Raw genomic sequence first — 24,940 nt, forward strand, 5'->3', positions numbered from 1 at the left:
ATATATAAATTTGATTTATGTTATAATACAAATAGTAATGGGGTAGATAAAATGTTTTTATTTAAAATATTAAATATCGAAATAAACTTTAGTGTTTTTATAGCCTTTTTCATTGGTATTGGATTAGGTTTTTTATTACTTTTATTAATTTATTTATATGCAGTCTTAAAAGGATTAAACAAAGAATTAAGATTAAATAAAGTAATGGAAGAAGATATTGATGAAGAAGAAATCAAATGGATGATTGAATCAGCACAAACTAATTTCAAAGATACAAAAAGAAGAAATGAAGAAGGGTATTCAACACTTTTGTTAAGTGAAATTAAATCACTAACATATGATATATCTAAAAAGTTTTATCCAGATTCACCATATCCGTATCTAGAGTTAACGATAGATGAGACATTAGAACTTACACACTATATTAGTGATAGAATGAAAGAGTTATTGAATAATAGACTACTTAAATTATTTAGAGGAATGACACTTAGAACAATTGCAGAGCTTAATAATACAAAGACAAAGATTGAGGAAAATAAAATTGTTCAGGCATCGAAAAAAGTTGGTTTAGGTAAGATTGTTTCAAATACTTTGAAAGTTGTTAATATTGCTAATCCATTTTACTGGTTTAAAAAAGCAACAGTCGATCAAGCAATAAAAATAATAATGGTAAAAATTGGACTTTCTTTGATTGCAATTAGTGGTGAAGAAACATATAAAATATATTCTAAAAAAGTATTTAATGTGGATAAAACAATTGAAACAAATGCAAATGATTTATACGAATCAATTAAGAAAGATTTAGAGGAGGCAGGAGAAAATGAGTGATCAACCAAGAAAAGTTATAAAACATTCAGTTCATCGTAAAGATTTTAAGATTCATCAATACGTAAAATTAGAAGGAATAAAAACTAAGAAAACTAGACAAGAGTTTGGCAGATTTTCTTCACCGATCTTTGGAACAAACGTACCTGATGAAGTAATAATACCAGAAGTAGATAATTCAGTATTAGGAGATAATGGACAAAGACTAGATGCTTTTAGAGATAAACCTAAAATATCTGATGAAGAAAAAATTAAAAAAACAGGAACTATTTATACAGAATTTGACTTTGTAACAAATAAACATCGTACTGAGTATTTAGGTGGAAAGATTATTAAACCTAAGGAAGAAGTAAAGGTGGAAGAAGATTTACCAAAGAAAATAAAACCTATTTTACCTGGTCAAAAACAAGCAATTCAAGTTGAAATAAAAGAAGAAGTAAATAATATAAGTACTGAAAAAGTTGAAGAAACTATTAAACTAGAACCAATTGTTGAGGTAGTAGAACCTAAAAATGGTTCATTTGATATTGATGATTTTGTAAGTACTTCAAATTTTGAAGAAGTTATAGAAGAAGTTATTGAAAGACCAAAACAAATTGAAAGAAAAGAAAAAGAGCCTAATATACCAAATAAAGTTTACAGACAACCTAAGAAGTATATTAAACCTAATGTTAATATGTTTAAAACTGTTGATTTAGATAAAGATAGTAAACCAGAATGGTTATTAGAAAATATTAGAATAATTGATGAACAATTAGACTTCTTTAAAATACCAGCTAAAGTATCAGATAGCATTAAAGGACCAACTGTTACTAGATATGAATTATCATTAGAACCAGGTGTTAATGTTAATAGAATTTCTTCAATTGAAAATAATATTAAACTTGCCTTAAGTGCAATTGATATTAGAATACTCGCACCAATTCCTGGAAAACCTTATGTTGGTATTGAAGTTCCTAATAATAAGAGTGAAATAGTTCCGTTTGGGAATGTTGTAAACAATAAGGAGTTTTTATCAAGCAATAAACCGTTATTATTTGCTTTAGGTATAAATATTAATGGGGATTATATGTATGAAGATATTGCAAAAATGCCACATGGTTTAATTGCAGGTGCAACTAATAGTGGTAAGAGTGTTGCAATTAATACCCTTTTAGCAAGTTTACTAATTAAAAATACTCCAGATGATTTAAAATTAATTTTAATTGATCCTAAATATGTTGAACTTACAGCATACAATGATTTACCACACTTAATTACTCCAGTAGTAACCGATCCAAGAATTGCTTCACAAACTTTAAAATGGTCTGTTGAAGAGATGGAAAGAAGATTTATTTTGTTTGCTAATAACAAATCTAAAAATATTGAATCATTTAATGAGGGAATTGCTTATGGTAGAATAAACCATGACAAAATGCCTTATTTAGTAATTGTAATTGATGAATTAGCAGACTTAATGCAAGTCGCATCACAAGACGTTGAAGATTCAATCCAACGTCTTACACAAAAAGCTCGTGCTGCAGGTATTCACTTAATTGTAGCAACCCAAAGACCTTCTGTTGACGTTATTAAAGGGACAATTAAATCAAATATTCCAACTAGAATTGCCTTTAAAGTTGCTTCAAACGTTGACTCACAAACAATTCTAGATGGTTCTGGTGCAGAAAAACTACTTGGTAAAGGTGATATGTTAATTAAAACTGTTGACCATCCAAATAGACTTCAAGGAGCATATATATCAGATGATGAAATTTATGCACTAACAGATTTTATTAAAGAACAGGCTGAGCCTAAGTATTTATTCATGCATGAGGAATTAAATCAAAAAATAACAAGTTTTGAAGAGTTAGATGAATTATTTAATGATGTAGCAAGATTTGTTGTAATGGAACAAAAAACATCAATTAATGTAGTTTCTAAAGAGTTTCAAATTGGTTTTAACCGTGCTCAATCAATTGTTAAGTCACTTGTTCAAAGTGGAATCATTTCTGAGGGTGAAGGAACAAGATCAGGAACTGTTTTAGTCTCCCTAGCAGAATTAGAGGAGATATTAGATGATGTTAAATTCTAAAATAAAAAAGAAATCTATCTTTTTCTTATTCAATGTTATTCTTTTAATCATCTTTTTAGGTTTTAATTTATCAAATTATGTTGATTCTAAAAACTTACTTTTTATCTTAATTTTAATGTTAATAACAGATTTTCTTCTTCTACTGTCAATATTTTCGAAGAAAATTTTTGGTGAGATTTTTGATTTACTAACATTCTTAACAAATTTTTCAATATTTTTAATGATTATAGTTACCTTTGTTGTTTTTACTTCTAAAGTAGATGGTTCATCAATGGAACCAACATTAAAAAACCACAAAAGAGTATACATATATAAAATAAGAAATGATGTTAAAGTAGATAATGTAGTTGTTTATAAGGATACTTTTTCTGATGTTTTTATTGTTAAGAGAGTAGTTGCCATCAAAGATGATATAATAAGTGTTGCTTATAATGAAGAAAATAAGCCATATATTTTAATAAATGATGTAGAATATAGAAATAAATATGATGAAAGATACTATATGGACCTAAAAGGTAAGTTATATTTAGCTATCAAAGATGAACCTTATAAAGTATTAGAAGATGAATTTCTTTTACTTGGTGATAATGAAGAATTATCTAGAGATGGTAGACATATAGGGATATCAAGTTATAAGTACTTGATTGGAAAAGTAATAGGTGATTTTAAATGAATAAAAATACAAGATACCAACAAATAAATTGGTATCCAGGACATATGTTTAAATCTTATAAGATATTAGAAGAAGAATTAAAGCAAATTGATTTAGCATTTGTTTTGATTGATGCTAGAATTCCTTATTCTAGTATGAATCCTAAGATTATTAAAACATTAAAAAACAAACCAGTTATTATTCTTTTTAATAAAGCTGATTTATCAGACAAAAAAGAAACTATTAAATGGATAAAACATTATGAAGCAATGGGACATACTTGTTTGATGATTGATGCCCAAAGTGGCAGAAATGTTAATTTAATTTATCAAAGTGTTGAAAACATCTTAAGCGAAAAGATTGAAAGAATACTTAATAAAGGGTTAAAGGTAAAAAACTTTAAAACGATTGTTTTAGGTATACCAAACGTTGGTAAATCAACACTAATTAATAAATTAGTTAATAAAAAAAGTACAAAGACAGGTAATACACCAGGATTAACTAAATCTAAACAATGGGTTAAAATGGAAAATGGTTTTGATTTATTAGATATGCCAGGGGTTTTATGGCCAAAGTTTGAAGAAGAAATGGTCGGCTATAATCTTGCAGTAACTGGAGCAATAAAAGACAACATTTTACCACTTGATGATATTTGTAAATATGCAATTTCATTTATGCAAAAATATTATTTAACAAATTTACAGGAAAGATATAGTAAAGAAATAAATAGTGACACTTCTTACGTAGAAGTACTTGATATAATTGGTAAAATTAGAGGAGCATTACTACCTAGAGAAGAAATAGATTATGAACGAGTCTATTCAATTATATTAACTGATATTAGAAATAAGAGCTTAGGAGAACTTACTTTTGATAGATATGAAAGAGTTTGAAACTAATCTTAATAATAAAGGAGTTAGTTTAATTGCAGGTATTGATGAGGCGGGTAGAGGCCCAGTTGCAGGTCCGGTTGTTGCTGCATCAGTCATTCTTGATTTAACTAAGGATTATAGTTTAGTAAATGATTCTAAGAAATTAAGTAAGAAAAAAAGAGAAGAATTATATGATTATATTTCTAAGACAGCAATTAGTATTGGTGTATCTATTATTGATATTGATATAATTGATCAGATAAATATTTTAGAAGCAACTAAACTTGCTATGAAGGAAGCAGTAAATAATATGGATATCAAACCTGAACATCTTTTAATTGATGCTGTTAAGTTAAACAGTAATTATAGTGAAACAAGTATTATTAAGGGAGATCTTAAATCTGTCTCAATTGCAGCTGCTTCAATTATTGCTAAGGTAACAAGAGATAATTTAATGGAAAAATATGATTTAATATATCCTAATTACGGATTTAAAAAACACAGTGGATATTTAACCAAGATGCATAAAGAAATGATTAATTTATATGGTCCATGTGAAATTCATAGAAAATCATTTGAGCCGATTAAATCAATTGTAAAATTTAATAAATAAATAGAGATTATTGGTTCTTCAATAATTTCTTTTTTTGTGGATAGATAAAATTTATTAATCTTTAAAGTAATTTTGTGAAATTGTATATATTATATAATATATAGAAAACAAGGATAAAATATTACTTGACAAAGTAATTTATCGTTATATAATTGTATGGGAAATGAGGAATTTGTATGAAGAGTAAATTAGTAATTGTGGAATCACCATCAAAAGCTAAAACGATTGCTACATATTTAGGTAGTGAATATGAAGTCATGTCATCCGTTGGTCATATTAGGGATCTAGCAACAACTGGTCCAGGTGGTCTAGGATTAGATATAGAAAATAATTTTAAACCTAATTACGTTACAATTAAAGGTAAAACTAAAGTTGTAAGTGATTTGAAAAAAGCAGCTAAAGGAAAAGAAGTTTTAATCGCAACTGACCCTGACCGTGAAGGAGAAGCTATTGCTTGGCATATAGCAGATGTTTTAGGTCTAGACATTAACTTAGATAATAGAATAATATTTACAGAGATTACAAAAGGTGCAATTTTAGAGGCAATAAATAACCCAAGAAAAATTGACCGTAATTTAGTAGACTCACAAGAAGTAAGAAGAGCTATTGACCGTATTATAGGTTTCAAACTATCAAAGTTACTATTTACTAAGATTAAATCTAAATCAGCGGGTAGAGTTCAAAGTGTTGCTCTTAAGTTGATTGTTGATTTGGAAAAAGAGATTAAAGCCTTTATTCCAGAGGAATATTATGAAATAGATGCAATCTTTAATGAATTTAAAGCAAGTTATATTATTAAAGGAAAAGAAAGAATTAAATTAGAAGAAGCAAATAAAATAGTTGAAACTTCAACTAATCCTTTTATTGTTGATAGTATTGAAGTAAAAGATAGTAATAGAAAACCAAAACCAGCTTTTACAACTTCGCAATTACAACAAGATGCTAATATCTATTTAGGTATGAGCAGTTCTAGAACAATGAGAATAGCTCAACAATTATATGAAGGTATTGAAATCAATGGAGAGTTAACAGGGTTAATTACTTATATGAGAACTGACTCAACAAGATTATCTGAAGTATTTATTAAAGATGCTAATAATTTTATTAAAAATGAGTTTGGTAATGAGTATTTAGGAAGTTATAAATATGTTAAAAATGATGCAAGTCAAGATGCTCATGAGGCAATCAGACCAACTTTAATAGAGAATACTCCAGCCAAAATGCGAGATTTCTTAGATGATCAACAATTTAAATTATATAAAAGAATTTATGAAAGAGCTGTAAGTAGCTTAATGAGTGATGCTATTTTTGAAAGAACAAAAGTGATCTTAAATGCTAATGGTAATTTATATGACTTAAATGGTGTTAGAGAAAAATTCAAAGGGTTCTTAGCACTTTATGATGAACAACAAACAAAAGATGTTATCTTACCTTTAATTAATGTGGGTGATAAGTTTAATGCAAATAGTGTTGAAAAAATTAGAAAAGAAACTCAACCCAAAGCAAGATATAATGAAGCATCGCTAATTAAAGAAATGGAAAGTCTAGGTATTGGTAGACCATCAACTTATGCTCAAACAATGGAAACATTAAAATCGCCAACTAGAGGATATATTACACTTGATAAGAAAAGATTTATTCCAACCGATCAAGGAATCTTAACAATTGATAAATTAGATGAATTTTTCAGTGAAATAATTAATGTTAATTACACTAAACAAATGGAGGAAAACTTAGACGAAGTATCTTTAGGTAATATTAAAGATTTAAACGTTCTAACAGACTTTTACTATAAGTTTATTCCTATGATTGACTATGCAAATATTAATATGGAAAAAATAATGCCAACAATAACTGATGAGATTTGTCCATTATGTGGTAACCATTTAGTTATTAGAAAAGGACCAAAAAGTGAATTTTATGGGTGTTTAAGCTTCCCTAAATGTAAATTCACAAAAAGTATTGACAATGTCGAAGAAAATGCAACAAAATCACATAATTAAGTTTTAAAGTCAACAATTTTCTTTACAAACAGGTTAATAGGTGGTAAGATATAAATGCATCCAAAAGGATGCACTTATCCCCTATTTTGTGTACATAAAATGTGCACAATAAATCCCCTTATTTGACTCCTGAGACTTTTCTTAGGGGTCTTTTTTATTGACTTTAAGTACTAATTAGATTATTATGAATATACGGAGGAATTAATATGAAAACATTTAAAAATAAACCAATTACATTAGTTGGTAAAGAATTACAAGTTGGGGATATTGCCCCTAATTTTAAAGCAATGAATAATCATTTAGAAGAAGTAAGCCTAAGTGATTTCAAGAATGAATATATTGTTATTAATGTTGTGCCTTCACTAGATACACCTGTTTGTGACCTTCAAACAAAAACTGTTAACAATGAGTTATTAAGTGTTACTAACATCGATATAAAAGTATTAACATTAAGTAATGATTTACCATTTGCTCAAGCTAAATGGGTTATCAATGAGGAATTTGAAGGAATTGTGACTTTAAGTGATTACTTATATCATGATTTTGGTACAAAGTACGGCTTATTAATTAAGGAGTTAAATTTATTAGCTAGAGAGCTATTTGTCTTAAATGCAAAGCGTGAAATTATTTTCAAACTTGAAACTAATGAAATGACTCAACATTTAGATTATGAAAAATTAATCAAATTTATTAACACATTATCAGGGAAATAATTCCTGATTTTTTTATTTAATAATTAATAATAATAATTAATAATATTAATTAATAATTTCAATGCATTTCTTATTTAAATAATGTATAATAAGACTAAAGAGGTGGTTAGATGTTAATTATTGAAAATTTAACAAAAGTTTATGATAAAAATAAAGTTGCAGTTGATAATTTATCACTAAGAGTTGAATCTGGTGAAATATTTGGATTTATTGGCCATAATGGTGCGGGTAAAACAACAACAATTAAAGCAATTGTTGGTATTATTGATTTTATAGGTGATGTGACCCTAAATGGGGTAAGTATTAAGAGTGATCCAATTGAATTTAAAAAGATGGTTGCTTATATTCCTGATTCACCAGAGATATACGATAATTTAACTGGAATTCAATATTTAAATTTTATTTCAAATATCTATGATATTAGTTCAGAGAGAAGAATTGAGTTAATAAAAAAATATAGTAGTGAGTTCGAACTATTAGATGTCTTAAATGATCAAATTAAAACATATTCACATGGAATGAAACAGAAGTTAGTATTAGTATCTGCATTTATTAGGGAACCCAAGTTATTAATATTAGATGAACCATTTGTTGGCTTAGATCCAAAAGCAAGTTTTAAGATGAAAGAGTTAATGATTGAAATGGCAGAGAAGGGATCAATTATTTTCTTCTCGACTCACGTTTTAGAGGTTGCTGAAAAGTTTTGTAATACAGTTGGAATTATTAAAAAAAGTAAATTAGTTAAAAAAGGTACAATGAGTGAAGTAAGAGGAGATAAATCATTAGAAAATATTTTCTTGGAGCTTTTAGATAATGAATAATATCTTATCACTTACTAAAATACTTTTAATTAATACTTTTAATATTAATAAAATTTTTAAGAAAGATAAACTAGCACGAAAAATTTTAATACTAGTTTTATTTTTAATAATCTCTGCATTTTTATTTTTCTCAATGTATCAAATGTACTATAGCATTTTATTATTTTCAAACCCTGAAACAATGATTGAAGCAGTATTAACTATTACAATATTAATGGCAGTAACACTAACATTAATAACAAGTATTACACAAATGATTCAAATATTTGGAAGAAGTAATGACTTTGATTTATTGATGAGCTTACCGGTTAAGCCAAGAGAAATAATAATTGCTAAAATATTAACTATTCTAGCTACAAACTATTTTTCAATTGTCTTATTTGTTTTCGCTCCAGCTTTTAGCGCAATTGTTTTTAATATTGCAATGCCAAGTATTTTTTATCTTAACTATTTATTAATCGTTATTTTCTTTCCTTTATTTATAACAGGGATACTTGGGATATTATTTTATTATATAAAAATGATCTTTAGAAACTTTAGATATAAAAACTTACTTGTAATTTTATCTAGTATCACTTTCTTTGTCTTATATATGTTGTTTTTCAATATAGGTATGGATAATGAAAATATGGATAAATTACTTGATACAATAATGAATAACTTAAAATATATTTATTATCCTGGAAGTTTTGCTGTAAATGCACTAACTGGTGATTTTAAGAGTCTTATAATATTTATTGGATTAAATCTTTTAGTATTTGTAGTATTTATTTATTCATTTAATAGAAACTACGTTAAACTTAACAATATTAATGTAAGTGTTAAAAAGCATAAAAATACTGAAATAAAAGATTCTAAAAGAACAAACAATACAATTGAATTATTTAAAATTGAAGTAAAAAGATATTTTGGTTTATCAAGTTATGTTTTAAATACAATTATTGGGAAAATTATGATTATAATATTTATTATTATATTTTATAGTAGTATAAATAAAGAGGTAGAAGGTATTAATATTCCAAGCGAACTTCCTGTTATGTTATTGATGGGGGTAATAACATTTGGAATAACCTTAACTTCCACTACATCATCAGCAATTAGTCTAGAAGGTAAGAAGTTTTGGAATGTTAAGTCACTACCAATTAGTCATAATTCAGTTTTTAAGAGTAAGATTTTATTAGAAGCTTTAATGGGTACTATATTTGGTTTAATTGGTGTTATCTTAGGTTTTATTTTATTTAAGATTAATATCATTACAATTTTATTAATTAGTATCTTAACCGTATTACTTGCTATCCACAATGGTGTATTAGGACTAATAATTAACTTATTATTTCCAAAGATGGAATGGGATTTACCAATTAGAGCAATAAAACAAAGTATGAGTGTATTTGTATCAATGCTTGCATCATTTGCAATTACAATTATCTTAATTGCTTTAGGTGTATTAATATATAGTTATACTGAATTAATAAATTTAGTTGTAATAGGCTTAATTGGTACTATTTTAATAATTCTAATTACAGAAGTACTAATCTTAAAATATCGTGGTAAAAAATGGTATATTAACATTAACTAAATAAAGGTGCATTGCACTTTTATTTTTTTATTAAAAGTAGTTTTATGGTATAATATTTTAAGATTGGAGTGATTTTATGAGTTTCTTTAAAAAACTATTTGGCCGTAAACCTAAAAATGATAAGTATGAAATGGGATTACATAAAACTAAAGAAAGACTTGGTAATTTAAAACAAGTTTTAGCAAACTCAAAAAAGATTGATGACACTTTATTTGATGAATTAGAAGATATTTTCATTCAAGCAGATATGGGTGTTGATACAGTACTTTATTTTATAAATGAACTTAGAAAAGAAGTAGATAATAAAAAGATTGAAGATCCAAATCTCTTAGCAGAAATAATTGTTGATAAGATGTTTGAGATTTACTTAAAAGGTGAAATTTTAGATACTGAATTAGATTATAGTGATTCTAGAATTAATGTCTATTTATTTGTTGGCGTTAATGGTGTGGGCAAAACCACAACAATTGGTAAAATAGCTAAATCTTATGTTGATCAAGGTAAAAAAGTAATGGTTGTTGCTGGAGATACATTTAGAGCTGGTGCTATTAACCAACTTGATGTTTGGGCTAATAGAAGTGGTGCAACTTTATTTAAAAAAGAAGAAGGAAGTGATCCTTCAAGTGTAATTCATGATGCATTAGTTTTAGCTAAAAAAGATAAGTATGATGTTGTTTTAGTAGATACTGCAGGAAGACTACAGACTAAAGTTAACTTAATGAATGAATTAGCTAAAATGAAGCGAGTTATTGAAAAAAATATTCCAGGTGCACCACATGAAACATTACTTGTTATTGATGCAACTACTGGTCAAAATGGAATGAGACAAGCTGAAGTATTTAAAGAAGCTACTAGTGTTAGTGGGATTATTCTAACTAAATTAGATGGAACCGCAAAAGGTGGTATTGTCTTAGCAATTAGACATAATTATGGCATACCTATTAAATATGTAGGTCTTGGTGAAAAGATTGATGATCTTGTAATGTTTGATATTGAATCATATATTTATGGGTTATTTAAGGAGTTTTTTTAATGGAGAAGTTAGTTAAAACCGAACTTTTAAATGAACTTTTTGAAACATATAAAGATTTATTTACTGAAAAACAAATTGAATATTTTAAATATTATTATGAACTAGATTATAGTTATCAAGAAATAGGAGAAATGTTTAATGTTTCTAGAAATGCTATTTTTGACTCATTAAAGAAAGTTGAAGATAGTCTTTATATGTATGAAGAAAAACTTAAAATTGTAGAAAAAAGAAATTTAAGAAAAGAATATCTAGATTGCTACTTAAAGACAAATGATAAGGTCTATTTAGATAAACTTAAAGGGATGGATGAATAATGGAAAATAGTTTAAGTTCAAGAATGCAAATGGCAATTAGAAGAATAACAGGTCGTGGTAAATTAACAGAAGCAGATATTGATGAAATGATGCGTGAAGTTAGATTATCATTACTTGAAGCAGACGTTAACTTTAGAGTTGTTAAAACTTTTACAGCGAACATTAAAGAACAAGCTATTGGTGAGAAGATATTAAAAGGTTTAAATCCAGGTCAACAAGTTGTAAAAATTGTTCACGATGAATTAAAGCGTGTAATGGGCGATGAGAATGCTCCTTTAACATTTGAAAATAATGGTTTAACTACTTTTATGACTATTGGGTTACAAGGATCTGGTAAGACAACATCAATTGGTAAACTAGGTGTTTATTTAAGAAAAAACTTAAAGAAAAAAGTAATGTTTATTGCTGCAGACGTTTATAGACCAGCAGCGATTGATCAGTTAATAACAATTGGGAAACAAATTGGAATTGAAGTCTACGATGAAGGCTTAAAAGATGCAAGAGAGATTGTTAAAAATGGTTTGAAGTATGCTAAAGAGAAAAACTATGATGTAGCAATCATTGATACTGCCGGAAGACTTCACATTGATGAAACAATGATGCAAGAATTAGTAGATGTTAAAAAAATTGCCAATCCAAGTGAAATATTACTAACTGTTGATGCGATGACCGGTCAAGATGCAGCACAAATTGCTAAGAGTTTTCATGACCAATTAAATGCAACCGGTGCAATCTTAACCAAACTTGATGGTGATACTAGAGGTGGAGCAGCATTATCAATTAGAGAAGTTTCAGGTATTCCAATTAAATTTGCTTCAAGTGGTGAAGGAATGGATACATTTGAACCATTCCATCCTGAACGTATGGCTTCAAGAATTCTTGGTATGGGTGATGTTTTAACATTAATTGATAAAGCAACTGAAGCAATCGATGAAGATGAAGCAAAAAACATGATGGAAAAAATGATGAGTGATAATTTTAACTATTATGACTTATTAAAACAATTTAAAATGATTAAAAGAATGGGGTCTATTTCTAAATTAATGGGCTTTATTCCAGGTATGGGTAATATTAAAAAAGCAGCAAGTCAAATAGATGATAAACAATTTGATAAAATGGCGGTTATTATTAACTCAATGACTGATAAAGAAAAGAAAAATCCTACTTTAATTGATAAAAGTTCAGGGAGAAGACAAAGGATTGCTAAAGGTGCTGGTGTTAACGTAAGTGATGTTAATAACTTGCGTCAAGCATTAGAAACTCAAAAGAAAATGGTTAAAACCATGAGTAATATGAGTGAAAAGGATCTAGAAGATTTACAAAAAGATCCAAGTAAATTAATGAATAAAATGCCTCAAAGAAGCAATACCGGAAAAGGTAAGGGCAAAGGTAACTTTAGAAGATAAATTAATAAAGGTGTTAGATTTTTTATCTAGCACCTTTATATGTTAAAATAGAAAAGAAAGTAGGGATTATAATGGAAAAATTAATTTTAGTGGATGGTAATTCAATTCTATTTCGTGCATATTATGCAACAGCTTATCCAGGCGCTGTTTTAATGAAAACATCTAAGGGTGAATATACAAATGCATTATTTGCCTTTATTAATATGTTTAGTAAAATAATTGAAGACCACAATTCATATATCTTAGTTGCATTTGATACAAAAGAGCCAACTTTTAGACATATAGACTATAAAGAATACAAGGCTGGAAGAGCAAAAATGCCAGAAGAACTCGCTGAACAAATTCCAAGAGTGTATGAGTATATTGAAAAACTAGGAATTAAGGCATATTTTAAGGCTGGTTATGAAGCGGATGATATTATAGGTATCTATGCAAAAGAAGCTTCAAATAAAGGAATTAAAGTAGAAATTTTTTCAAGTGATCGTGACTTACTGCAATTAGTAGATGAAAATATTACTGTTAACTTATTAAAAAAAGGAATGCAAGAAGTTATCGCCTATACTCCAAGTAGTTTGTTTGCTGAGTTTGAGTTAACTCATGAACAAATAATTGATTTAAAAGCCCTACAAGGTGATCCAAGTGATAATATTCCAGGAGTTCCAGGTGTTGGTCCTAAAACAGCAACTAATCTATTAAAGGAATATCATACTTTAGAAGGTATTTATGAAAACATTGATGCTCTAAAAGGTAAAGTTAAAGAAAGATTAGAAGAAAATAAAGAATTAGCTTTATTAAGTAAAAAATTAGTAACGATTATGACAGAAGGAAGTCTTGATTACACTTTAGAAGAGTTAAAACGTGATAATTTTGATCTATCAAACTTAGTTTCTTTTCTACAAAAATATGAGTTACATAATTTAGTAAAATTAATTGATACCGAAAAAATTGATTATTCATTTGATTATGAGATAGTAGATAATGCTAGCAAGTTAGATAAAATACTTAAAAACAATTCAAGTATTTATTTTGAATTAAGTGATTCAAATTACCATAAAGCAACCCTTTGGGGGATTGGTTATTTTGATGGTAAATCAAGTTATTTTATTGATCCTAAGTTATTAGAAGAAGATATTTTTAAAAGCTATTTAAAGAATAATAAAATAAATAAATATTCATACAATTATAAGGCAGCTAAAGTAAATTTATTATATAAAGGGATAGACTTTAATAATATTACTTTTGATTTACTTCTTGCTGCATACTTAATTGATTCACATTATGGTAAGGATGAATTTAAGTATGTTGTTTCTAACTTTAATTATGATGGAATTGAATATGAAGATTTAATTTATGGAAAAGGTGCTAAAAAAGGTTTACCAGAAAAAGAAGTATACCAAAAGCATATTGTAAGTAAAGCTCGTGCAATTTATCTACTTAAAGATTTACTAATTAAACAATTAAAAGAAAAAGAACAATATCATTTATTAACCGAGATAGAGTTACCACTTTCTAATGTTTTAGCGAAAATGGAATATCAAGGAATATTGATTGATAAAGAAGAGTTAAAAAAACAAACAATTGAAACTAATAATAGAATATTAGAATTAACTAAAGAAATTATTAATTTAGCAGGCGTAGATTTCAACGTTCAATCACCAAAACAATTAGGTGATGTTTTATTTGAAACCTTAAACCTCCCACATGGTAAGAAAAATAAGACTGGTTATTCAACAAATGTTGATGTTTTAAATAAGTTAGTTAATGTTCATCCAATAATTCCTTTAATTTTAGATTTTAGGGAATTAAACAAATTATATACGACATATTTAGTAGGTCTTGATAGTGCAATTTTTGATGATAATAAAATTCATACAATCTATATGCAAGCTGTAACAACAACAGGTAGATTATCTTCAGTTGAGCCTAACTTACAAAATATTCCAACTAGAACAAAAGAAGGTAAAGAAATTAGAAAAATCTTTATTGCTGATAAAAACAACTATTTAGTAAGTTCTGACTATTCGCAAATTGAACTTAGAATCCTTGCAGATATGGCTGATGTTAATGAATTAAAGAAAGCATTTAATGATTACCGTGATATTCATAGTGAAACAGCTAAGAAAGTATTTAGCATAGACAGTGAACCATCAAGTGAACAAAGAAGACAAGCTAAGGCGGTAAACTTTGGAATTATTTATGGAATGGGAGCATGGAGTTTAAGTGAAGATTTAAATATCTCACCGGCTGAGGCCCAAAATTTTATTGATAAATATTTAGAAGTATATCCAGAAATAAAAGATTATATGACTAACATTGTAGAGTTTGCGACAAATAAAGGATATGTTGAAACTCTAAGCAAGAGAAGAAGATATATTCCAGAACTTTCATCAAGTGTGTATATGCAAAGAGAGTTTGGTAAAAGAACGGCATTAAATGCACCAATTCAAGGAACTGCAGCTGATATTATTAAGATTGCGATGATTAATTTAGATAATTATATTGTAGAAAATAACTTAAAATCAAAAATACTTCTTCAAGTACATGACGAACTGATCTTAGAAGTTCCAGAACAAGAAGTAGAATTAATGAAAAATATCATTGGTAAAATTATGTCAGAAGCTTATAAATTAAAAGTAAAATTAGAAACAAGTACTGCAGTTGGTAAAACTTGGTATGAAATATAAGCCGCTTATGTGGCTTATTTTATCCACAAAAATTGTGGATAAGTATTTGCATAAAATATGATAAGATAAATTGAGAGGTGATTAGATGCCAGAACTACCAGAAGTTGAGACGGTTAGAAAACAGTTACGTAATCTAGTCTTAGATAAAAAAATAATTGAAGTTTTACCAGTCTATGAAAAAATAGTAGACGGAGATATTAATGAATTCTTACAAATCATGACAAATAATAAAATTATTGATGTTGAAAGATATGGTAAGTATTTAGTTTTTATACTAAATGATAGTCATGTTTTAATTTCACATCTTCGCATGGAAGGTAAATATCATATTAGAGATAGTAAGTATCCTTTAAGTAAACATGAGCATATAATATTTTACTTTGAAGATAATACTAGTCTTAGATATGATGACACAAGAAAATTTGGAAGAATGGAAATAAGAACTAAAGATAATTATTTAAAAGTTAACCCACTTGCTAAACTTGGAAGTGAACCAAGTAATATGAGTGATAATGAATTATTTTTAAAATTAAAAAATAAAAATACAACAATTAAACAAGCGCTACTTGACCAAACAGTTATTTCAGGTCTTGGTAATATCTATGTTGATGAAACCTTGTTTTTAAGTAAAATTGACCCAAGAAGAAACACGAAAGAAATTACCCTAGATGAAGCAAACTCGCTAACTAATAGCGCAAAGCTTGTTTTAGACAAAGCGATAAAACTAGGTGGAACAACCATTAAGTCATTCTCAGCAACTGACATTCATGGAAAATTCCAAAATCATTTAAATGTACATACTAAAGTTAATGAAGCATGTCCTGTTTGTGGAAATACAATTATTAAAATAAAAGTTGGGGGAAGAGGAACTTATGTCTGTGAAACATGCCAAAAATAAACCATTTATCTATGGGTTAACTGGTGGTATTGGTAGTGGGAAGACAACAGCAACTAACTTTTTCCTAGAAAAAGATATCAAAGTATTTGATTCAGATCTGTTTGTTAAACATATTTGGGAAAGTAATTTAGAATTAAAAAAAACTATCAAAGATAAATATAATATTGATATATCAACTATATCTGGAAAAAAAGAATTATCTAATATTATATTTAGTAGTATAAGTGATAAGGCATATATTAATTCATTAATTCATCCACTAGTCCTTAATGGTATTTTAGAATTTATAAATTTAAATAGTAATGAAAAATACTTAGTTATAGATATGCCATTATTATTTGAAATTAATTATGAAAAAAATGTTTCTAAAACAATCTTAATTTATACAAGTAAGAAAAATCAAATAAAAAGAATTATGAAGCGTGATAACTTAACGAAAGAAGAAGCGCTTAATAGAATTAATAATCAAATGAGTTTAAAAGATAAGAAAAAGTTAGCAGACTATGTAATAGTTAACAATAGTTCAATGGATAAATATTTAGAAAAGTTAGAATTACTATATGGGGGAATGAATGATGAGAGTGGGGAGCAAATTTAGACTACAAACTAAAACCGATTTAAGTTTTAGTGATTTTCGTGTTTTATCACTACTATATCAACCTTTAATAGGGATTGATGGTTTTAGTTTATATGTAACCTTAACCCACTTATCAAAATCAATTAGTGAATTAAAACATCAAGCATTGTTTGATATCCTTAATTTAACAAAAGATAATTTTATTAGTATAACAGAAAAACTAGAGGCTATTGGCTTAGTTGAGACCTTTGTTAGAGATGAAACTGATTATATTTATGTATTAAAGCCACCATATTCAGCTAAAAAGTTTTTAATTGATACCTTCTTAGGGACATATTTAGAAAGTGAAATTGGCGATAAAAATTTAAAAATATTACTTGAAATCTTCAAAGTAAAGGAACTAGATTTTTATGGCTATGAAAATATTAGTAAAACTTTTGATGACTTATATAGCTTTAGAGTAAAGAAACTACTTAAAGTTGATTTTAAATTAGAAGAAAGAAATGGCAATAATACTAAATTAATTAGAAATAGTATTGACTATAATATGTTAATAGAAAAATTACCAAGAGCACTTAAAACACCTAGTTTATTTAATGAAAACTTTAAACAAAAAATTATTCAACTTGCATATGTCTATCAGTTTAGCATTAGTGATCTAATAGAAATCTTTAAGGAGTCGGCTAAAAATGGTAGTGATTTAAACATTGAAGCAATTAATTTTAGAGCAAAACTTTATTATGCAAATCAAAATAAAGATATTTATGTTGAAGAAAATAAGTTAACTGATGAAGAAAAGATTGCTACATTACCACTTGATACAATTGTACAAAAGTTTGTACTTGGTGATCATCAGCAAAAAGCAATGGCACTATCAACTATTAATGATTTTATTAATCAAACAGAAATTGATTTAGGAGTTTTAAACATATTAATAATGTTTATCTTGAAAAATAAAAATGGTGAACTACCACACGTTAATTACATATTAAAGGTTTGGAAGTCATGGCAAAACAGTGGTGTGTCAAGTATTAGTGATGCTATTAGTCATCAAGAACAAATTGAAAAGAAATGGAAAAACAAGAAATCATATAGTAATGAACCGAAGGTTAATAAACCTGAATGGTTAGATGAGTACTTAAAAGAAATACAAGAGATGGAGGGATAAAATGAGCTTAAAAGATATAAGAGATAGAGTAAAAAATGATTTAGAGACAAAAGATTTAATTTTAGATGATAATGATTTAATGATAGTTGATAGATATTTAAATATTAGAAATCAAATTAAAGATGGCTATAAACCAATTTTAAAAACAGATCCTTATATTGAAATTGTTTATATCCCAACAAAAGAACGATTAGAAGAAGAAAAACTCTCGAAACTTAAAAATAATTTATTAGTTTTTGAAAGTGATATTTATCTTCAAGATGCAGATATCGAAAACTTTGAAATTTTTAATGATGAACGTGAAAAAATAAAAAAAATCGCCTTAGATTTTGTTAAAAACTATGATGAAAATGTTTATCAAAAAGGATTATATATTTACGGGAAATATCGTACAGGTAAGACATATATATTATCAGCAATTGCTAATCACTTAGCTAAAAATGATTGTCAAGTTTTATTAGTATTTATGCCTGATTTAGTAAGAACAATTAAACAAGGAATTAGTGATGGTACTATGGAGAGTAAAATTAATTTATTAAAACAAACTGAAGTTTTAATGATTGATGATATTGGTGGGGAAAATATTACTGCATGGTTTAGAGATGAGATTTTACTTCCAATCTTGCAGTACCGATTATCAGCAAAACTTACTACATTTTTCTCATCCAATTTAGATTATAATAATTTAACACAGAGTCTAAGTCAAGGTTCAAAAACCGAACACGATTTTGTTAAAGCAGTAAGAGTAATTCAGCGAATTAGAGAATTAACAACATACATTAAATTAGACGACAAACAATATAAATAAAATAATTGACTACAATTAAAATTGTGATATAATTTATTTAATAACGAAGAAGAGGACACGATTAATTTAGAAATTAGCGACGTAGGTTAGTGAAAGCTACGAACATAAATTAATTACTACCTTGGAGTTGGCATTGCCCGGGTAATTCCGTTAAAGATCAAATGAGTGCTAGGAAACTAGAACTAAGGTGGTACCGCGTAAATTTACGTCCTTAGATATTAATATATCTAGGGATTTTTTTATTTATAAGAAAGAAGGAAATAAATATGATTAAAATAACATTACCTGATGGAAGCATTAAAGATTATGAATTAAATATAACACCATTTGAGATTGCTAAAAGCATTAGTGAAGGTCTATCAAAAATGGTTAAAGCTGCAATTTTCAATGATGAATATGTTGAACTTAATAGAAAGTTACAGGCTGATGGAAAAATTAGATTACTAACAAAAAATGATAAAGAAGCGCTAGATGTTTTAAATCATAGTACAAGTCATTTAATGGCTGAGGCTATCACTAATCTTTATCCGGGTGCTAATTTTGGGGTTGGACCTTACATTAAAGAAGGTTTTTACTATGACGTTGATTTTAAAGATGTTGAGGTAACAGATCAAATGTTACCTTTAATTGAAAAAGAAATGTTAAGACTTGCAAACCTTGGTGAAGAAATTGTAAGAAGAGATGTAACATATAAAGAAGCAAAGGAAATATTTAAAAATGATAAATATAAATTAGAAATCATTGAACAATATAAAGATGATTTATTAACTGTATATACACAAGGAAATTTTACTGATTTATGCCGTGGTGGTCATTTAGTTAATACAAAAGAAATTAAACATTTTAAACTTTTAAATATGGCTGGTGCTTATTGGCGTGGTGATTCAAAAAACAAACAGTTAACTAGAATTTATGGAACAAGTTTCTTTAGCGCTAAAGAATTAAAGGAACACCTAGAAATACTAGAAGAAAGAAAACAAAGAGATCACCGTAAACTAGGTAAAGAATTAAACTTATTTATGATTAGTAACGAAGTTGGTCAAGGTCTACCTATATGGTTACCTAAAGGAGCAACAATTAGACGCACTATTGAAAGATATATTACAGACGTTGAAATAAGAGCAGGGTATAATCATGTTTATACTCCAATACTAGCAAAACATGAATTATATATAACATCTGGACACTGGGGTCATTACCAAGATACAATGTTTCCACCAATTGATATGCCAGATGGTGAAAAACTAGTTTTAAGACCAATGAACTGTCCACATCATATGATTATTTTTAAAGATGAAGTTAGAAGTTACCGTGATTTACCAATTAGAATCGCAGAACTTGGAATGATGCACCGTTATGAAAAATCAGGCGCATTGTCAGGACTTCAAAGAGTAAGAGAAATGACATTAAATGATGCTCATATTTTTGTAAGACCAGATCAAATTAAAGAAGAAATTAGTCGTACTATGAATATGATTGTTGAAACATATAAAGTCTTTGGTATAAGTGATTATTACTTTAGACTAAGTTACCGTGATCCAAATAATACTGACAAATACTTTGATGATAATGAAATGTGGAATAAAGCAGAAAGCACATTAAAACATGTTATGGATGAATTAGAGTTAAATTATGAAGAAGCAATTGGAGAAGCAGCATTTTACGGACCAAAAATTGACGTTCAAGTTAAAACAGCAATGGGTACAGAAGAAACATTATCAACCGTACAATTAGACTTCTTATTACCAGAGAGATTTGAATTAACTTATGTTGGTGAAGATGGTAAAAATGATAAAAGACCAGTTGTTATCCACCGTGGTGTAGTATCAACAATGGAAAGATTTGTTTCATACTTAATTGAAGTATATAAAGGTGCATTTCCATTTTGGTTATCACCAGTTCAAATTAAGGTAATTCCAGTTAATAATAATCACCATTTAGATTATGCTAAGGAATTAACTGATAAATTAATCAATCTAGGATTTAGAGTAGAAGCGGATTACCGTGAAGAAAAATTAGGTTATAAGATTAGAGAAGCTCAAACTCAAAAGATTCCATATCAATTAGTTTTAGGTGATAACGAAAGAGATAATGAATTAGTTACATACCGTAAATATGGAAGCACAGAACAAACAACAGTTAAGTTTATTGACTTTGTTAATATGATTGAAAAAGAATTAATTAAATAATTAAAGAAAGAATGCATGTTTTTCATGCATTTTTTTTGATATAATAGATAAAAGAGGTGGTCTTATGACTAAAATTGAAATAATAAAATTATTAGGTAAGATAATTGAACCTGATACTAATAAAACACTAGAAGAACTTGATGCTATTAAGTCTTTAAATATTTTAACTAATAAAGTAGTTGATGTAGTAATCAAATTACCATCACTTAATCATTTAGAAGATATTAAACGCCAAGTAGCAACAATTATTAAAATAGATTTAGCATATCCAGGAGTAAAGATTGATATTACTAAGGATTTATCAATAAAAGAAGAAGTAGTTGTTTCAAATGATTCTTCAAAAATTAAATATTTAGCAATTGCAAGTGGCAAAGGTGGTGTTGGTAAATCAAGTGTTACCGCAAATTTAGCTTATGCATTTAAGAGATTAGGAAAAAAAGTAGGTATTATTGATGTTGATATTTATGGCGCTAGCATTCCTTTTGTCTTAGATATGAAAATTAAGCCACTTGACTTAGATGATGAAGGTAAAATAATTCCTGCAAATTTTGAAGGAATTCAAATTATATCAACAGAATTTTTTGTTCCAAGAGATAAACCTTTAATGTGGAGAGCACCAATTGCTAGTCAAATGACAAAAATGTTTTTTGAATCAGTAGCTTTTCATGAAGATACAGAAATAGTTTTAATTGATATGCCACCAGGAACTGGTGATATTGCAATTGATGTTAGAGAATTACTTCCTAAAAGTGATATGATTATTGTAACAACACCTAATATACCAGCAAGTAATATTGCCGTTAAAGCGGGTCTTGGCTCAAAAGAAATTGGCCACAATATAATAGGTGTAATAGAAAACATGAGTTTTTACTATAATGCATGTAGTAAAGAAAAAGAATATATATTTGGTACTGGGGGAGCGGAGTTAGTTGCTGAAAAAATAGGAGTAGATATTATAGGTAAAATTCCACTAACTACGATAACAGAAAATACAATCCTATTTGACATGACAACAATTCAGGGGAAAATCTTTATGCAAATTGCTGCAAATTATTTAGAAAGGATAAAAAAATGATAAAAATTTCTAATTTATCAAAAAGTTATGGCACAGTCAAAGCTTTAAATAACATCAATTTAGAAATTGGGGAAAATAGAATTATTGGTTTATTAGGACCAAATGGTAGTGGAAAATCAACTTTAATTAAAATTTTAAATGGTCTTTTAAAAGAAGACTCAGGTATAGTTTTAATCGATGGTTTTGAGATTGGAGTTTCTAGTAAAGAGATAATTTCTTATTTACCAGAGAGAACTTACTTAGATAATAATTTAACAGTTTCTGAAACAATAAGTTTTTTTAAAGACTTTTATAAAGACTTTAGCCAAGTTAGAGCTTATAAATTAGTAGAGGATCTAAAGATTGATCCAAATAAAAAAATTAAAACCTTATCTAAAGGTAATAAAGAAAAAGTTCAACTTATTTTAGTAGTTAGTAGAGATGCAAGATATTATATCCTTGATGAACCAATAGCAGGAGTTGATCCAGCAACAAGAGATTATATACTAGAAACTGTCCTAAATAATTTAAGTATAAATTCAACCCTTATTATTTCCACTCATTTAATCTCTGATATTGAGAGTTATTTAAATGAAGTTATAATAATTAAAGAAGGAAACATAATCTATAATGGCGATAAATTAAATCTTTTAAAAGACTATGAGTCACTTGATGAATGGTTTAGAAGGGAGTTTAGACATGTTTAAGTTATTGAAATATCACTTAAAATCCTTCATAAAAATTCACATCTTACTAACTGTAGTAATATTTGTTAATATGTTTATGCTTAAGATACTAAATGAAATTGCCAAATCCAGTAATAGTCTTGTTTTTAGAACTATAACAGGATTCTTACAAGCAATCTTTATCATTACAATAATAATTCTTGTAATATTTACAGTCTTTTTATCAATTAGACTTTTTTATCAAAAAGTATTAAGTGATCAAGGCTATCTTACAAATACTTTGCCACTTAAACCAAGTAGTATTATAAATTCAATTACACTTAATGCTATTATTTATTTAGTTTATGATTTTTTTGTAATTTTAGTAGTTTTTCTTCTCTACAGCAATGTATTTATAGATAATCAAATTCTTGATTTTAGTAAAATACCAATCTATTTATTATTATTCTTAAGCCTTACTCTAACCTTTACTTATTTTGCTTTATTAATTCTTAGTTACGGCTTTAGTAGAAACAATAAAATATCATCTACAGTTATTTCTGGAATTATCCTATATGCGATCAATCAATTTTTAGGTGGAATTTTAGTTGCTATCTTATTTTTTGGTGTAAGAAGTATTGATTTTTCAGTATCAGGAGATACGATAATTTTTTTAATAATCTCAGGTTTTTATTTAGTACTTACTCTATTATATTATTTAGGGGTTAATTACTTAATTAAGAATAAATTAAACCTTGAGTGATAATCTTGTAAAAATACTCTTTTTAAGATAAAATAATATAGGTAATTTTACAAAAAAGGAATGATTTGATGGATGAATTAATAATCATTGGTGCAGGACCAATGGGTTTATATGCAGGTTATACAGCAGGGCTTAGAGATTTAAATGGGAGAATACTTGAGTCTTCTTATACATATGGCGGACAAGTAATAACTCTTTATAGTGAAAAAAAGATTTATGATGTTCCAGGATTTCAAGTTTTAACAGGAAAAGATTTAATAAATAATTTATATCTACAATATAAAAGATATGAAGATAATTTTCCATTGCATCTAAACACTGAAGTTTATGAAATAATAAAAAAAGAAAATCATTATATTGTAAATACAAGTTCTGGAAGTTATTTAACAAAGAAAATACTAATTACTGATGGTGGTGGTAAGTTTAAACCAAAACCACTTGAATTAGATAATGAATTACTTCAAGATAATATTTTATATTCAGTAACAAATAAAGAAATGTTTAGGGATAAAGATGTTTTAATTCTTGGTGGCGGTGATAGTGCAGCTGACTGGGCTTTAGATCTAAAAGATATTGCGAAAAATATTACATTAGTTCACAGAAGAGATAAATTTAGAGCACATCAAGCAACTATTAATGAAATAGAAGGTAGTGTTAATATTTTAACGCCTTATGTAGTTAAAGATATTATTGGTGATGCTAAAGTAAGTGAAGTAGTATTAGAAAACGTAAATGACAAGAGTATTAAAAGTATTAAGACAGATTATTTATTAGTTTTTTATGGTGTAAATAACACTAAATCAAATGCTAATGTTTGGAATATTAATACTGATAAAAATGGGATTATCGTTAATACATTAATGCAAACAAACCTAGAAGGTATTTATGCAGCAGGTAATGCTGTAAGCTATCCAGGTAAACTAAAAATGATAGTAACAGGTATGGGTGAAATAGGAACTGCAATTGGAGCAATCACTAATGAATTATATCCAGATCGTAAAACTAATAACTTATACTCATCAATGTTAATAAAAGAATAAAATATATTTGAATATTCATACATTTTATGTATAATATTCATAAGGGACTATAGCTCAGCGGGAGAGCGCTTGCTTGACGTGCAAGAAGTCGTAGGTTCAATCCCTACTAGTCCCACCATTTAAAAGGTTAAGAGACTACAAAATTGTAGTCTTTTTTTTGTAGTAAAAATCTTATAAATATGAGATAATTAC

The 24,940-nt window shown here is 27.3% G+C and carries 22 protein-coding genes and 1 tRNA gene; all 23 read left to right on the forward strand.

Annotated elements, in window-relative coordinates; translation table 11 throughout:
• The first annotated feature begins 51 nt into the window (after window positions 1-51).
• The 23 genes from T352_RS0100175 to T352_RS0100285 all read left to right on the forward strand — a co-directional run bounded on the left by T352_RS0100175 (window position 52) and on the right by T352_RS0100285 (window position 24,866).
• The gene (locus T352_RS0100175; RefSeq protein ID WP_162151041.1) at window positions 52-828 is read left to right on the forward strand and encodes a hypothetical protein; all 777 of its coding nucleotides are present in this window, start codon (window positions 52-54) and stop codon (window positions 826-828) included.
• A complete protein-coding gene (locus T352_RS05895) occupies window positions 821-2,896 on the forward strand; it encodes a DNA translocase FtsK (RefSeq protein WP_051615609.1) in 2,076 nt (691 codons plus the stop codon). Before T352_RS0100175 ends, T352_RS05895 begins: the two co-directional genes overlap by 8 nt.
• The gene (gene lepB / locus T352_RS0100185; RefSeq protein WP_162151042.1) at window positions 2,883-3,569 is read left to right on the forward strand and encodes a signal peptidase I; all 687 of its coding nucleotides are present in this window, start codon (window positions 2,883-2,885) and stop codon (window positions 3,567-3,569) included. The genes T352_RS05895 and lepB overlap by 14 nt, the downstream gene beginning before the upstream one ends.
• Window positions 3,566-4,441, forward strand: coding sequence for a ribosome biogenesis GTPase YlqF (gene ylqF, locus T352_RS06975; protein WP_162151043.1), 876 nt, complete (start codon window positions 3,566-3,568; stop codon window positions 4,439-4,441). Before lepB ends, ylqF begins: the two co-directional genes overlap by 4 nt.
• Window positions 4,428-5,033, forward strand: coding sequence for a ribonuclease HII (locus T352_RS05900; RefSeq protein WP_210994344.1), 606 nt, complete (start codon window positions 4,428-4,430; stop codon window positions 5,031-5,033). The genes ylqF and T352_RS05900 overlap by 14 nt, the downstream gene beginning before the upstream one ends.
• 176 nt (window positions 5,034-5,209) lie before the next feature.
• Window positions 5,210-7,036 (forward strand): type I DNA topoisomerase, encoded by a 1,827-nt coding sequence (topA, locus tag T352_RS05905; RefSeq protein ID WP_035344662.1) that lies wholly within the window; start codon window positions 5,210-5,212, stop codon window positions 7,034-7,036.
• Between the two features lie 206 nt (window positions 7,037-7,242).
• Window positions 7,243-7,749 carry a thiol peroxidase gene (gene tpx, locus T352_RS0100205; RefSeq protein WP_026391237.1) on the forward strand — a complete coding sequence of 169 codons (507 nt, stop codon included), beginning with the start codon at window positions 7,243-7,245 and terminating at the stop codon, window positions 7,747-7,749.
• A 110-nt stretch (window positions 7,750-7,859) separates the two neighbouring features.
• On the forward strand, window positions 7,860-8,570 hold the full coding sequence (locus T352_RS0100210) for an ABC transporter ATP-binding protein (protein ID WP_026391238.1): 711 nt from the start codon (window positions 7,860-7,862) through the stop codon (window positions 8,568-8,570).
• On the forward strand, window positions 8,563-10,149 hold the full coding sequence (locus tag T352_RS0100215; protein ID WP_026391239.1) for an ABC transporter permease: 1,587 nt from the start codon (window positions 8,563-8,565) through the stop codon (window positions 10,147-10,149). The genes T352_RS0100210 and T352_RS0100215 overlap by 8 nt, the downstream gene beginning before the upstream one ends.
• A gap of 76 nt (window positions 10,150-10,225) precedes the next feature.
• Window positions 10,226-11,182, forward strand: coding sequence for a signal recognition particle-docking protein FtsY (ftsY, locus tag T352_RS0100220; protein ID WP_026391240.1), 957 nt, complete (start codon window positions 10,226-10,228; stop codon window positions 11,180-11,182).
• Window positions 11,182-11,496, forward strand: coding sequence for a YlxM family DNA-binding protein (ylxM, locus tag T352_RS0100225; RefSeq protein WP_035344670.1), 315 nt, complete (start codon window positions 11,182-11,184; stop codon window positions 11,494-11,496). The genes ftsY and ylxM overlap by 1 nt, the downstream gene beginning before the upstream one ends.
• Window positions 11,493-12,902, forward strand: a complete 1,410-nt coding sequence (ffh, locus tag T352_RS0100230; protein WP_407918972.1) for a signal recognition particle protein — start codon at window positions 11,493-11,495, stop codon at window positions 12,900-12,902. The genes ylxM and ffh overlap by 4 nt, the downstream gene beginning before the upstream one ends.
• Window positions 12,903-12,973: 71 nt before the next feature.
• Window positions 12,974-15,586 (forward strand): DNA polymerase I, encoded by a 2,613-nt coding sequence (gene polA, locus T352_RS0100235; RefSeq protein WP_035344672.1) that lies wholly within the window; start codon window positions 12,974-12,976, stop codon window positions 15,584-15,586.
• A gap of 85 nt (window positions 15,587-15,671) precedes the next feature.
• Complete coding sequence (mutM, locus tag T352_RS0100240) at window positions 15,672-16,484, forward strand: DNA-formamidopyrimidine glycosylase (protein ID WP_026391244.1); 813 nt, start codon at window positions 15,672-15,674, stop codon at window positions 16,482-16,484.
• Entirely contained in the window at window positions 16,459-17,082 is a 624-nt protein-coding gene (coaE, locus tag T352_RS05910; RefSeq protein ID WP_051615612.1) for a dephospho-CoA kinase, read from the forward strand. The genes mutM and coaE overlap by 26 nt, the downstream gene beginning before the upstream one ends.
• Window positions 17,057-18,229 (forward strand): DnaD domain protein, encoded by a 1,173-nt coding sequence (locus T352_RS0100250; RefSeq protein WP_162151044.1) that lies wholly within the window; start codon window positions 17,057-17,059, stop codon window positions 18,227-18,229. The genes coaE and T352_RS0100250 overlap by 26 nt, the downstream gene beginning before the upstream one ends.
• Before the next feature lies 1 nt (window position 18,230).
• Window positions 18,231-19,037, forward strand: coding sequence for a primosomal protein DnaI (gene dnaI / locus T352_RS0100255; RefSeq protein WP_026391246.1), 807 nt, complete (start codon window positions 18,231-18,233; stop codon window positions 19,035-19,037).
• A gap of 266 nt (window positions 19,038-19,303) precedes the next feature.
• The gene (gene thrS / locus T352_RS0100260) at window positions 19,304-21,226 is read left to right on the forward strand and encodes a threonine--tRNA ligase (RefSeq protein WP_026391247.1); all 1,923 of its coding nucleotides are present in this window, start codon (window positions 19,304-19,306) and stop codon (window positions 21,224-21,226) included.
• A gap of 64 nt (window positions 21,227-21,290) precedes the next feature.
• Window positions 21,291-22,301, forward strand: coding sequence for a P-loop NTPase (locus tag T352_RS05915; RefSeq protein ID WP_162151045.1), 1,011 nt, complete (start codon window positions 21,291-21,293; stop codon window positions 22,299-22,301).
• Window positions 22,298-22,987: an ABC transporter ATP-binding protein gene (locus T352_RS0100270; RefSeq protein WP_026391248.1), complete on the forward strand. Its 690-nt coding sequence runs from the start codon at window positions 22,298-22,300 to the stop codon at window positions 22,985-22,987. Before T352_RS05915 ends, T352_RS0100270 begins: the two co-directional genes overlap by 4 nt.
• On the forward strand, window positions 22,980-23,708 hold the full coding sequence (locus T352_RS0100275; protein WP_162151046.1) for a hypothetical protein: 729 nt from the start codon (window positions 22,980-22,982) through the stop codon (window positions 23,706-23,708). The genes T352_RS0100270 and T352_RS0100275 overlap by 8 nt, the downstream gene beginning before the upstream one ends.
• Before the next feature lie 68 nt (window positions 23,709-23,776).
• A complete protein-coding gene (locus tag T352_RS0100280) occupies window positions 23,777-24,748 on the forward strand; it encodes an NAD(P)/FAD-dependent oxidoreductase (RefSeq protein WP_035344677.1) in 972 nt (323 codons plus the stop codon).
• Window positions 24,749-24,791: 43 nt separating this feature from the next.
• A tRNA-Val gene (locus T352_RS0100285) sits at window positions 24,792-24,866 on the forward strand.
• Window positions 24,867-24,940 lie beyond the last annotated feature (74 nt).

Source organism: Haploplasma modicum ATCC 29102 (genome assembly GCF_000687835.1).
GTDB classification, from domain to species: domain Bacteria; phylum Bacillota_I; class Bacilli_A; order Acholeplasmatales; family Acholeplasmataceae; genus Haploplasma; species Haploplasma modicum.